This window comes from Novosphingobium sp. PhB57 (assembly GCF_004342985.1).
In the GTDB taxonomy this organism is placed as follows: Bacteria; Pseudomonadota; Alphaproteobacteria; order Sphingomonadales; family Sphingomonadaceae; genus Novosphingobium.
This window is the reverse complement of record NZ_SMBO01000001.1, coordinates 62,950-75,080: the sequence shown is the minus strand read 5'-3', so window position 1 is coordinate 75,080 and position 12,131 is coordinate 62,950. Positions and strand designations below refer to the sequence as shown.

Sequence of the window (12,131 nt, the reverse complement as noted above, 5' to 3'; positions counted from 1 at the left end):
CGCGCGCCGGGTCTGTTCGGAAAGGCCCGGGGCACGCCCCGGGCCTTTCTCCCGCCTGTTGTCAGACCGGCAAGCCGACGTAGTTCTCGGCAATCACCCTCCGCGCGTGTTCGCTCGACGCGATGTAATCGAGTTCGGCCAGTTGCATGCGGCGTTCGAACGGACCGTCTTCGGGGAAGCGATGCATCAGCTTGGTCAGCGACCAGCTGAACCGTTCCGAAGCCCAGACCCGGCGCAGCGCCTTGGCCGAATAGCCCGCGACGGCATCGTTGTCGCCCGATTGGAAGAAACCGGTCAGGGCCTCGCAGGCGTAATAGACGTCGCTGGCGGCAAGGTTCAGGCCCTTGGCGCCGGTCGGCGGCACGATATGCGCGGAATCGCCGCAAAGCAGCAGGCTGCCGTGGCGCATCGGTTCGAAAACAAACGAGCGCAGCGGCGCGATGGACTTTTCGATCGAGGGGCCGCGAGTGATATGCGCGGCAGCGTCCGGGCCGAGACGGATCGCCAGTTCATCCCAGATGCGGTCGTCGCTCCAGTCCTCCAGCTTCTCGGTCAGCGGCACGTCGATGTAGTAGCGGCTGCGCGTGTGGCTGCGCTGCGAGGCGAGCGCGAAGCCGCGTTCGTGGTGCGCGTAGATCAGCTCATGATTGCAGGGCGGCACGTCGGCCAGGATACCGAGCCAGCCGAAGGGATAGACGCGCTCGAAAGTCTGGCCGACACTGGCGGGAATCGCCGCGCGCGAGGGGCCGTGGAAACCGTCGCAGCCGACGATGAAGCGCGCGTCGATGCGGTGCTCGGCGCCGTCTCCGCCCCCCCCTGCCGTGTAAGTGAGGTAAGGTGCGTCGCTCTCGATGTCGTGCAGCGCGACATCGGCGGCCTGGTAGATCACCTCAAGCCCGCGCTCTTCGCTCGCTTCCATCAGGTCGCGGGTCAGTTCGGTCTGGCCATAGACCATGACCTGCTTGCCCGTGAGCGCCTTGATGTCGATGCGGATCAGACGCTCGCCATCGGCGAGGTTGAAGCCGTCGTGCGGCAGCCCTTCCGCCTTCATGCGCGCATCGAGGCCGAGGCGCTCCATCAGCGCGACCGTGCCCTGTTCGAGCACACCGGCGCGAATGCGCGAAAGCACGTAGTCGCCGGTCTGGCGCTCTACCACGACGCAGTCGATGCCTTCGGCCCGCAGCAGATGCCCGAGCAGGAGTCCGGCCGGTCCGGCGCCGACGATGGCTACTTGAGTGCGCATGATCGCTATCTCCCAATCCATGCCTTGCGGGCTCTCTCGCCGAAACTTCGGGGAGCACCGCTTCGCCATCCGGATTGACAGGACGCGCGGGTTGGCGGAATGCACCGGACGGCCTTTCTTACGGTACTTTCGAGACACGCCATGACAGCAGCCCGGCCCGTTCCCTCTTATGTCCTCTACGGGGAGGACATCCCCGATAGCTCACCGGAATTCGGGCATATCGAGACGATCGCCGCGCGAAGTTCCCTGCATGACTGGGAAATCGCCCCGCATCGCCATGTCCGCGGAGTACAGGTCATGCTGGTATCGAAGGGACAGGTCACGCTCACCATAGACGACACGACCGAGACGCTGGAGGCCCCCTGCCACATCGTGATTCCCGCCGGCAGCATCCATGGCTTTCGCTTCCGGCCCGAGACGATCGGCTATGTGCTGATGCTCAGCAGCGGTTTCGCGGAGCGGCGAAGCAGTTCCGGCGATCCCTTGCTCCACGCCGCAACCCATGGCCGCTTCGCGCCGACGCCGGTAGAAATAGTGAAGCGGGTGGAATTCCTCTGCGCCGAGATGCTGGCGATCCCGCAGGACTGGCGGCGGCCGAACGCGCTGTTCCTGTCGATGGCCGAAGCGGTGCTGCGTTCGCTGCTGCCGGAAGACGAAGCGGCGGACGAGGGCAGCGGCGACCAGCGCATTTCGCACTTGCGCCACCTCGTCGAACTGCACTTTCGGGACCAGTTGCCGCTGGGCTGGTACGCCGAGCGGCTGGGCATGACCACGCGCACCCTCACCCGCCTGTGTCGCGCCAAGCTGGGCTGCTCACCGCAGGAACTGCTCCACGCCCGGCTCGCCCTGGAAGCGCAGCGGCTGCTCTGCTTCGCCAATGCCAGCGTCGTGCAGGTCTCCAACGAACTCGGCTTTTCCGACCCTTCGTATTTCTCGCGGTTCTATCTGCGGATGACGGGGCACCGGCCGCGTCTGGACAAGTCCACGCATGCGCATGGGAGTGAAGACTAGAGGAAAAGCAGGGGAGCATCGCCCCCCTGCAACGCGCAAGTTCGACATTCCCAAGTCCTGGGGGATGATCCCCCAGGACTTCCTCTTCCTCACTTGCCCAGAGTGACCGGCCCGATCAGCCCCGAAGGCCGAAGCGGCGCATCGGCGCGATACGTCGGCATCGCCGTCCAGGTGATCGCCTTGGCGCCCGGTTGAGCGTCACCGACCAGCCGGTTGACCCAGAGATTGGCCACTTTCACCTCGATGGTGTTGCTGCCGCTTTTCACCGCCTTGCCCACGTCGATCCGGTAAGGCGCATGCCAGACCGCGCCGACCGGCTTTCCGTTCACAGTGACTTCCGCCAGATCGCCCACCTGCCCGAGATCGAGCCAGAGCGGTTGCCCGGCCTTGGCACCCTTGGGCAGCGTGAAGCTGCGCGAATACGTCGCTTCTCCGGAGAAGTACTTCACGCCCGCATCCGCGTTCCGTTCGAGCGGAGCCAGCTTCGCCATCTCGATCGAGGCCGGCGCGCCGCGGTCCGCCTGGAAACGCACGGTCCAGCCATCATCGAGCGAGGCCAGGGTCTGCGCCGGCCGGGCGGGGAGCGTCAGGCTCTGCTTCGCGGCGGCCTTGCGGAACACCACGAAGAGGGCATCGCCTTCGACCAGCGAGAGCGGCACGATGGTTTCGCCGTTCTCGATCCGGTAGCCGACCGGCTCGCTCGTCCCGGTCTCGGGATGCCAGAGTTCCGGTGCCTTGCCGGTGACGCGGAAGTGCGCCTCGATGGACTGGGCACCCTGGGGGTTGGAGAGGTAATAGATTTCGCCTTGCGCGTCGCGGCGGTGGACGAAGGGGATCTTCGCACCCGCCTGCGTGCCGGCGCCCATCTGCGTGCTGGTGAACCGGAAGTCCGGGGCCACGCCCAGCGTCTTCAGGGCGCCTTCCACATCCTTGCCGGCCATTACGCGGCCCTTGCCGACCGTGGCATCGCCGCTGCCGGGCCAGAGTTTCGCCACCAGTGCCGACCACTCGCCGTCCCTGACGCTCGCAGCGCCCCCCATCATACTGGGCGTCGCGGTCGGCGCGTCGCCGATCACCGTGGCCCCGCCTTCGACGAGTGCGGCCAGCTTCTTCAGTGCACCCAGCGTCATGCGCTGCGAGGAACCGCCGAGGTAGATCGCCCGGTACCGCGCCCCGCTGGGCGCGACGACTTCGCTGCCGTCGTTGGAAAGCAACCCGGTCAGCGCGTCGACACTCAGGAAATCGTAGGCATGCGAAACCGGGGCATCGGCAACCGGCTTGTCGCCATAAAGCCCGGTCAGCGGCGCTTCTTCGCCGTAGAAATAGGCGACGTCCGCCACGTTGCGCCCGGCCTGAAGCAGCAGCGAGGAGCGCGAGATGTAGTCCACCCAGGGTTTCGCCATCTCGCCCCAGCTTTCCATCCGGTTGAAATACTGGCCGAAGATGAAGAGCGAGAGGCCGGGCTTCTTGTCGTCGACCGGAACGTGCACCGAGGTATGGACAACCGGGCGGTTGACCCCGTTCACGAACTCCATGTCGATGAAGCGCTTGAGGTCCTTAGGCGCGAAAGCCCAGGGCGACATCGAGGCGGTCATCGATTCCGCCGCGACGAGGTTTTGCCCATAAAGATGCGCGACCGAGGCGGCGCCCTTCATGTCGGCGATCAGGGTCTGGCGCGGGCCTTCATCGCGGAAGGTCCACATCGCGGCCATCGGGATATCCGTGTGGCTGCGCATGGTCATGTCGTCGCCCAGCATCGGGCGCTTGTCCTCCAGCGCCTCGCCATAGACCTTCAGGCCGTTTTCATGCGCTACCTTGGCGACTGTGCCATAGTGCTCGCTGGCCAGCAGGTCGGCCAGTGTGCGGCGATAATCGTAGAGGAACTTGTCCGCCTGCGCCCGCGAGCCGACCAGCACGCCGGTCAGGGTGGGCAGCCAAGGCCGGGCGTCGTAGCCGCGCAGGCGCTGGAACTGCTCCAGCATCTTCGGCGTCCAGTTCGCCTCGCCCACTTCGATCGAGTCCGTCAGCAGCGCGCGCACCCCGCGCTGGCCGATCATGTCCGGCCCGGCGGCTTCCTTGTACAGGCCAAGGTAGTGATCGAGATAGCGGCGCACGGCGTCACCGTCGAACTTGTCGACCTCCAGCCCGGTCGCCTCGGGCGGTGCTGGGTGGTTGGTGGTGCCGAGCAGCGAATAGCCCATGCGCAGCACCCGCCAGCGTTGACCTTTGGGGAGCGCCGGGGCCTGCCAGTCGAGCGTACCATCGGCCTTGAGCTTGCCCGTCAGGTCCAACACGCCGTCAGGCGCAACGCCGGTGGCGCCGTCCTTCGGCTCTTCCAGGGCGTAATAGTCGCGGCTCATCACGAAGCCGGCCTTGGTCTCGAAACGGTCGACCTTCGCCCCTGCGGTAAGCGCGAAAGTGCCCACGATCAGCGGCTTTTTCGCCAGCATCGCGCCGACGCCGTCGAACAGCCCGCCCATGGCAATGCCCGGCGCCGGCGAGCCGAGCCCGCCGTCAGGCTTGCGGGGATTGAGCACCAGCCGGAAATGCGCGGCAGTGACGGTGGGGAAGCTGACGGTCGTCGGCACCGCGCCAAGCATGAGCGTGGTGATCGGCGTCCATGCCTTGCCGTCGGCGCTCGATTCCAGCGTGCCGGTGAAAGCGGCTCCGGCGAACGGCACCGTCACCTCAGGCACGAAGATGGTCGCAGAACCGATGCTTGCGGGCCTGGCATAGTCCAGCCGCAGGCTCGGCGCCTCGCCCTCCTTGCGGGCGAGCGTCACGCCCTTGCCGATATCGCTGTCCGAAAGCGCGGCGGCGGAAAGCGCATTGCCCAGGCCATCGGCTGCGCGCGGCAGCGCCAGAGCGGGCTCGGCGGCCTCCGGGAAAGCGAAGACGCCCACCTCGCCGTAGTAGGACGGACCCGGCGGGGCGGGATGGCCGGAGATCATTTCCTCGATCGAAAGCGCGGCGCCAAGCGCCTGGTATGGGCCTGTGGCCGAAGGCGGCGCGGCCAGCTTGCCGGAGAAACGCTGCCCCGCCGCCACGGAGGTCTCCGACCAGACCAGCTTCTTCAGGCCGTCCTGCGGCTGCACCCAAGGGCCGCCGGTCTCCGACCAGCCGGGCGAAGCGGCGATGGCGAGTTCAAGGCCCTGGCGGTCCGCCTCATGCGCGGCAAAGCGGAAGGCGTCCTTCCACTCGGGCGTCATGTAGACGAGGCGATGGTCGACCACTTGCGGGGTCTGGAGATTGGCGTCGAAGTTCTGGAGACCGCCGATGCCGACGCGCTTCATCCAGGCCATGTCCTTGGCGATACCGTCCTTGGAGATATTGCCGTTCATCCAGTGCCACCACACGCGCGGGCGGGCGGAACCCGGCGGATCGCGGAACTGGTCCTCCAGCGGGGCGGCGGACGGTTCGGCAGATGTTGCAGCGGGGGCAGGCCCCTGTTCCTGCGCAAGGGCCGGCACGGCGACAAGCGTCGCGGCCAGTGCAGTTGCGGAGCACAGCACGGTACGAAGTGAATGGATCGGCATAGTCCCTCCCGGATCCAGATGGTTGTCGGATTTATCGTTGTGATTGTTTTAGTTTTGTTTTTGCCCTCGCCGCCGGGACGTGATGTCCCGGCGAGGAGAGGTTTCCGGGGAGGCTTGCTGCCCCTGTCCCGGCGGTATTTTCAGGTAGTGTGAAGTCTCAGACGATCCCGGCGCCCAGGCCCACGGCCTTGCGTTCCTGCGCCTTGCGGTCGCGCCAGCGGCTTTCGCGGTAGGCGCCCAGCACATCCGCCGCACCGCCCGCCTCCACGCGCGCCTTGGCCAGGATCGGGCTGACATCGACATTGTAGGCCCGGCGCAGCGCCTGGAAGGCCATCATCGTGTCGTTGGCTTCCTGCGAGAGATGCAGCGCCTCGCGGTCCACGAGCAGCGCCTTGGCATAGCACGAACCGATGGCTTCGGCGGAGGACAGCATGGATTCGATCGGGTCGGTCACGTTGTGCGACTGGTCGATCATGTAGCTGGGCTTGAAACCGTCACGCGGGGCCAGTTCGGCCTCGACCAGTTCGTTGAACACCAGGAACAGCTGGTGCGGGTTGATCGAGCCGGAATCGAGGTCGTCGTCGCCGTACTTGCTGTCGTTGAAGTGGAAGCCGCCCAGCTTGCCGAAGCGGTGGAGGCGGGCCACGATCTGCTCGATGTTCACGTTGGGCGCGTGATGGCCCAGGTCGACCAGGCACTTTGCCTTGGGGCCCAGTTCCTGCGCGGCGAGGATCGAGGAACCCCAGTCGCTGATGACGGTGGAATAGAATGCCGGTTCGAACATCTTGTGTTCGAGCAGCATGCGCCAGTCGTCCGGCAGCGCGGCATAGACCTCAGCGGCCGCGTCCAGATAGCGGTCGAGGCTGCGGCCGAGGTCCTGCTGGCCGGGGAAGTTGGTGCCGTCACCCACCCAGACGGTCAGGTCAGTGGAGCCGAGCTGACGGCCGATCTCGATGCATTCGATATTGTGTTCGACGGCCTGCTGGCGTGTCGCCTCGATGGTCGAGGAGAGCGAACCGGTGGCGTAAGAGTGGGCCTGGTCCTTCTGGTCCTGGAAGGTGTTGGAGTTCACCGCATCAAAGCCGAGGCCGAGGCTGGCCGCTTCTTCGCGCAGGGCCTTGTAATCGCTCACCTTGTCCCAGGGGAAGTGCGGCGAGACGCGCGGGGTGAGGCGCGAAAGCTGGTTGATGACGGCGCAGTCTTCCAGCTTCTCGTGGATATTGGTCGGTTCGCCCGCGATGGGGAACTTGGCGAAGCGAGTACCGCCCCGGCCCGCGCCCCACGAGGGGACCGCGACCGAGAAGGCGGCGACCTTGTCCTTGATCGCGTCGATGGCGATGCCCGAACGCTCCAGCTTGCGGCCGAGCGAGGCGTATTCGTCCTCCAGCGCGTCCGCCGCGCGGGCATTGGCTTCGGCGATCAGTTCATCCGAAATCGGCAGTCTGCTCATTCTTCTATCCTCTAGCCCGTGCGGGGGAACGCGCCGGTTCGCGCCTTCCCCCGATACATATCTCTTAGCGCGTGAACGCCTGCGCGTTACCCGCATCGACATTGATCATGTTGCCGGTCGATTTCGCCGACTGGTCTCCCGCGAGGAAATAGACGGCTTCGGCAATGTCCGAAGGCAGCACGTCACGCTTCAGCATCGAGCGGTTGCGATAGTGCTCTTCCAGTTCCTTGCCGGTGTCGATGCCGTGGGCGCCCGCGCGTTCCTTGCGCCAGTCGCCGTCCCAGATCTTGCTGCCCTTGATGACGGCATCGGGGTTGACGACGTTGACGCGGATGCCATGCGGTGCGCCTTCCAGAGCGAGGCAACGCGCAAGGTGGTTCGCCGCCGCCTTGGCCGAAGCATAGGCCGAGGCATTGGTGGCCGCCGCCACGCCGTTCTTCGATCCGATGAAGACGACCGAGGTACCGCCCTGCTCCTTCATGCCCTTCAGCAGCGGCCAGGCGGCGCGGCTGGTGAGGAAGTAGCCCTGCGCCAGCACGTCGTAGTTGCGGTTCCACAGTTCGATCGTGGTTTCCTCGATCGGGGCCGAGGAGGCGATGCCGGCATTGGCGACGAGGATGTCGAGCCCGCCGAATTCGCGCGCGGCGACGGCAAAGGCGTCGGAGACTTGCGCTTCGTCAGTCACGTCACAGACGGCGGCGCGGACCACGTCCTTGCCGAACTGCTTGGCGAAACCGGCGCGTACTTCCTCGACGGCATCGGCGTCACGGTCGGCCAGCAGCACGCAGGCGCCGTCCGCCATCAGCCGCGCCGCCGTGGCGGCACCGATGCCGCCCGCACCGCCGGTGACGAGCGCCACGCGGCCGACCAGGGGCTTCGGCGCCGGCATGCGCTGGAGCTTGGCTTCCTCAAGCAGCCAGTATTCGATGTCGAACGCTTCCTGCTCGTCCAGCGCGATATAATCGCCGATGGCTTCGGCGCCGCGCATCACGTTGATGGCGTTGCCGTAGAATTCCCCGGCGAGGCGGGCGGTGGTCTTGTCCGTGGCGAAAGTCATGCGGCCCACGCCCGGCACCAGCACGACCACCGGGTTGGCATCGCGCATCGCAGGCGAGTTCCCACGCTTGCAGCGCTCGTAATAAGCCGCATACATGTCGCGATAATCGGCAATCTTCTGAGCCAGATAGTCCTGGTCCTGAAGACGCGAAGGGTCGAGCGTCAGGGGAGCGATCTTGGTGCGCAGGAAGTGATCGGGGCACGAAGTACCCAGCTCGGCGAGACGTTCGAACTCCACCGAGTTCACGAATTCCAGCGCCTCGGCATCGTCCGAGAAATGGCCGACCTTGCGGCGAGCGCCGGTCATCAGTCCGCGCAGGCGCGGTATGAGATCGGCGGCAATGGCGGCGCGGTCTTCGGATGTGCCGTAGGCGCTGCCGCCGAAGGCCGGCTTTTCGCCGAGCTTGGCATTGAGGTACTTCGCGGCATCGGCGATCAGTTCGACGGTGTGCTCGTAACAGGACTTGGCGCTGTCGGCCCAGCAGATGATGCCGTGGCCGGCGAGCATGACACCCTCCACGCCCGGATTGGCGGCCACATAGTCACGCAGCTGCACGCCGAGCGTGTAGCCCGGACGCTTCCAGCCGAGCCAGCCGATCTTGCCGCCCCAGATCGCCTGAGTCGCCGCTTCGCCGCCCGAGCTGGCGGCCAGCGCGATGATCGCATCCGGGTGGACGTGATCGACATGCGCGAAAGGCAGCAGCGAGTGCAGCGGCGTGTCGATCGAGGCGGCGCGGCCGTTGAGGTTGAACGTGCAGTGCGGCAGGTAGCCGACCATCTTGTCGTCGTCTTCAGGCCCGGCGTAATGCGCTTCGAGGCCGAGCAGCTTTTCCTGGTAGAGCGTGGCGAAACCGTCGAGCTTCATCGAACCGATGTCGCCGCCCGAACCCTTGACCCACAGCACTTCCACCTCGCCGCCGGTCAGCGGATCGATTTCGGTCAGCTTGGCCGAAGTATTGCCGCCGCCGAAGTTGGTGACGGTAAGGTCGGAACCGAGCAGGTTGGAGCGGTAGAGCAGCAACTGCTCGGGCGAAAGCGTCGCCGCCACCGAGTCGTCCCAGCGGCTGGTCGGAACGGCAAAAGGTATCGCGGGCGGCATCGCAGCCGGGCGGGAAGCGGTCATGGTATCCATAGTCATCCTCTACCAATTCGTGCTTGCATGAGCAATCTGTTTCGCTACAAAACGATCACGTTCGATCACCAAAGTCAATCATAATTGGTCAGAACGCATTCGGGATTGAGGATGGTTGGAGAGCCATGACGGGTACGGGTACATTCATCGTCGTCGATATCGGCAAGACCCTCAGCAAGCTGACGCTGTGGACGCGGGGCGGCCGCATGCTCGACCGTCAGGTGCGCCCCAACGCCGCCTGCGAGCAGGACGGTCTGCGCGTTCTCGATGTCGAGGGTATCGGCCAATGGCTGCGCGCCACGCTGCGCGGCTGGTCGGGCCATCCGGTGGAAGCGATCATTCCCGTGGCGCACGGCGCAGGCTTCGCCGCGCTGGACGGCGCCGATGGCAATGGGGGCCTGCTGTTCCCCCCGCTCGACTACGAACAGGCCATTCCCGAAGACGTGATGGCGGACTACCGCCGCGAGCGTGACGCGTTCACGCTTACCGGCTCGCCTGCCCTGCCCGACGGTCTCAATCTGGGCACGCAGGTCTACTGGATGTCGCGGCGGTTCCCCGAGGAAATGGCCCGCGCCACGCTGGTGCCCTGGGCGCAGTACTGGGCCTGGTTCCTCACCGGCCGCACCGCCAGCGAAGTGACCAGCCTGGGCTGCCACACCGACCTCTGGTGCCCCGCCGATGCCCGGTTCTCGCCCATGTCCGAACGGTTCGGCTGGGCCGAACGCTTCGCGCCGGTCGTCAAGGCGAGCGACGTGGTGGGCACTCTCCGCGCGGATATCGCCGCCGAAACCGGCCTGCCCGCCACGGCGCAAGTGCTCGCGGGCCTCCACGATTCGAACGCCGCCCTGCTCGCCGCCCGCGGTTTCGCCGAGATTGCACGGCAGGAAGCCACGATTCTCTCCACCGGCACCTGGTTCATCGCCATGCGCCTCGCCGCCGAGACGTTCTCCATCGCCGCGCTGCCCGAGGCGCGCGACACCCTGGTCAATGTCGACGCCTATGGCTGGCCGGTACCTTCCGCGCGCTTCATGGGCGGGCGCGAGATCGAATCGATCATCCAGATCGACACCCGCCGCGTCGACATCCGCCCCGACCAGCCCCGGCTCATGGAGGCCGTGCCCGGCCTGCTCGCGCGCGGCACGATGATGATGCCCACTCTGGCGCCGGGCTTCGGCCCCTTCCCTCACGGCACCGCCGAATGGGTCGACAAGCCCGAGGAATGGGCGGGAACCTGGTACGCCCGCCGCGCCGCGATCTGCCTCTATGCCGCAATGGTGGCGGATACTTCGCTCGACCTGATCGGCTCGAAGGAGCGGCTGCTGATCGAGGGCCGCTTCGCCGATGCCGAAGTCTTCGTGCGCGCTCTGGCGGCACTGCGCCCCGACACCGAAGTCTATGTGGCCAACGCTCATAACGACGTGTCGTTCGGCGCCCTGCGGCTCATCAATCCGCTGCTGCAGGCGCAAGGCGGCCTGCGCCGGGTCGCGCCGCTCGAAGGCGATCTTGCCGCCTACCGCGCGAAATGGCGCGCGCATATGCGGGAACTTGCCTGATGATCACCGCCTCGATCCCCGATTTCCGCGAGGCCGCCCGCCGCCGCCTGCCGCGCTTCCTGTTCGAATATATCGACGGCGGCTCCTATGCCGAAGCCACCTTGCGGCGGAACGTCTCCGACCTCGCCGACCTCGCCCTGCGCCAGCGGGTGCTGCGCGACGTGTCGCAGCTCGACCTCTCGACCGAGCTGTTCGGCCAGAAGCTGGCCCTGCCGGTCGCGCTCGCGCCGATCGGCCTTGCCGGCCTCAACGCCCGGCGCGGCGAGTGCCAGGCGGTGCGCGCGGCGGATAAGGCGGGCATTCCCTTCACGCTTTCCACCGTGGGCGCCTGCACCATCGGCGAAGTGGCATCGGCGGCGGCCAAGCCCTTCTGGTTCCAGCTCTACATGATCCGCGACCGCGCCTTTATGAAGGACCTGCTGGCGAAAGCAGTCGAGGCGGGCTGTTCCACGCTGGTCTTCACCGTCGACATGCCGGTGCCGGGCAGCCGCTACCGCGACTATCACACCGGCCTGGCCGGAACCGGCGGCCTGAAAGGCGCGGCCTGGCGCTTCGCGCAGGCTGCCGCGCGGCCCGCATGGGCCTGGGACGTCGGCATCCACGGCCGCCCGCACACGCTCGGCAATGTCGCCCCGGTGCTTCAGGGACGGACCGGCATCGAGGACTTCTTCGCCTGGATGCGGAACAACTTCGACCCTTCGATCAACTGGCGCGATCTCGATTTCATCCGCTCGGAATGGAAGGGGCCGCTGGTCATCAAGGGCATTCTCGACCCCGAGGATGCGAAGGAAGCCGCCGCGCTTGGCGCTGACGGCCTGGTCGTTTCCAACCACGGCGGCCGCCAGCTCGACGGCGTGCTGTCGAGCGCCCGCGCCCTGCCGCCCATCGCCGACGCCGTGGGAGACCGCATGACCGTGCTGGCCGACGGCGGCATCCGCTCCGGCCTCGACGTGGTGCGCATGCTCGCGCTCGGCGCCAAGGGCGTGCTGCTCGGCCGGGCCTGGGCCTGGGCGCTTGCCGCAGGCGGCGAAGCCGGCGTCACCAAGATGCTCAAATTGATCGAGGCCGAGATGCGCGTCGCCATGGCGCTCACCGGCACGACGAAAATCGCAGAGATCGACAGAACGATCCTGGCGGGAGGGACCTGACA

General features: G+C 66.5%; 7 protein-coding genes. 3 read left to right on the top strand and 4 right to left on the bottom strand.

From position 1 onward, the window contains the following. Nucleotides 1-61 precede the first annotated feature (61 nt). Nucleotides 62-1,243, bottom strand: a complete 1,182-nt coding sequence (pobA, locus tag EDF58_RS00280; RefSeq protein WP_132261693.1) for a 4-hydroxybenzoate 3-monooxygenase — start codon at nucleotides 1,241-1,243, stop codon at nucleotides 62-64. Nucleotides 1,244-1,384: 141 nt separating this feature from the next. Between pobA and EDF58_RS00275 the strand changes: the two genes are divergently transcribed. Further along, nucleotides 1,385-2,254: a helix-turn-helix domain-containing protein gene (locus tag EDF58_RS00275; protein WP_132261691.1), complete on the top strand. Its 870-nt coding sequence runs from the start codon at nucleotides 1,385-1,387 to the stop codon at nucleotides 2,252-2,254. An 89-nt stretch (nucleotides 2,255-2,343) separates the two neighbouring features. Here EDF58_RS00275 and EDF58_RS00270 read toward each other — a convergent pair whose 3' ends face one another. The 3 genes from EDF58_RS00270 to EDF58_RS00260 form a co-directional block, all read right to left on the bottom strand. Beyond that, a complete protein-coding gene (locus tag EDF58_RS00270) occupies nucleotides 2,344-5,790 on the bottom strand; it encodes a glycosyl hydrolase (protein WP_132261689.1) in 3,447 nt (1,148 codons plus the stop codon). A gap of 157 nt (nucleotides 5,791-5,947) precedes the next feature. Further along, a complete protein-coding gene (rhaI, locus tag EDF58_RS00265; protein ID WP_132261687.1) occupies nucleotides 5,948-7,240 on the bottom strand; it encodes an L-rhamnose catabolism isomerase in 1,293 nt (430 codons plus the stop codon). Nucleotides 7,241-7,304: 64 nt separating this feature from the next. Then, nucleotides 7,305-9,419, bottom strand: coding sequence for a bifunctional rhamnulose-1-phosphate aldolase/short-chain dehydrogenase (locus EDF58_RS00260; RefSeq protein ID WP_243654001.1), 2,115 nt, complete (start codon nucleotides 9,417-9,419; stop codon nucleotides 7,305-7,307). A 134-nt stretch (nucleotides 9,420-9,553) separates the two neighbouring features. Here EDF58_RS00260 and EDF58_RS00255 point away from each other — a divergent pair, with 134 nt between their 5' ends. Together EDF58_RS00255 and lldD are read left to right on the top strand one after the other, a co-directional pair. Next, the gene (locus EDF58_RS00255) at nucleotides 9,554-10,981 is read left to right on the top strand and encodes a carbohydrate kinase (protein WP_132261684.1); all 1,428 of its coding nucleotides are present in this window, start codon (nucleotides 9,554-9,556) and stop codon (nucleotides 10,979-10,981) included. Then, nucleotides 10,981-12,129 carry an FMN-dependent L-lactate dehydrogenase LldD gene (gene lldD / locus EDF58_RS00250; RefSeq protein ID WP_132261682.1) on the top strand — a complete coding sequence of 383 codons (1,149 nt, stop codon included), beginning with the start codon at nucleotides 10,981-10,983 and terminating at the stop codon, nucleotides 12,127-12,129. The genes EDF58_RS00255 and lldD overlap by 1 nt, the downstream gene beginning before the upstream one ends. Nucleotides 12,130-12,131 lie beyond the last annotated feature (2 nt).

What these genes read in the sequence shown, in the direction of transcription:
- pobA (WP_132261693.1), bottom strand. Translation starts at nt 1,243, where the DNA reads ATGCGCACTCAAGTAGCCATCGTCGGCGCCGGACCGGCCGGACTCCTG.
- EDF58_RS00275 (WP_132261691.1), top strand. Translation starts at nt 1,385, where the DNA reads ATGACAGCAGCCCGGCCCGTTCCCTCTTATGTCCTCTACGGGGAGGAC.
- EDF58_RS00270 (WP_132261689.1), bottom strand. Translation starts at nt 5,790, where the DNA reads ATGCCGATCCATTCACTTCGTACCGTGCTGTGCTCCGCAACTGCACTG.
- rhaI (WP_132261687.1), bottom strand. Translation starts at nt 7,240, where the DNA reads ATGAGCAGACTGCCGATTTCGGATGAACTGATCGCCGAAGCCAATGCC.
- EDF58_RS00260 (WP_243654001.1), bottom strand. Translation starts at nt 9,419, where the DNA reads ATGACCGCTTCCCGCCCGGCTGCGATGCCGCCCGCGATACCTTTTGCC.
- EDF58_RS00255 (WP_132261684.1), top strand. Translation starts at nt 9,554, where the DNA reads ATGACGGGTACGGGTACATTCATCGTCGTCGATATCGGCAAGACCCTC.
- lldD (WP_132261682.1), top strand. Translation starts at nt 10,981, where the DNA reads ATGATCACCGCCTCGATCCCCGATTTCCGCGAGGCCGCCCGCCGCCGC.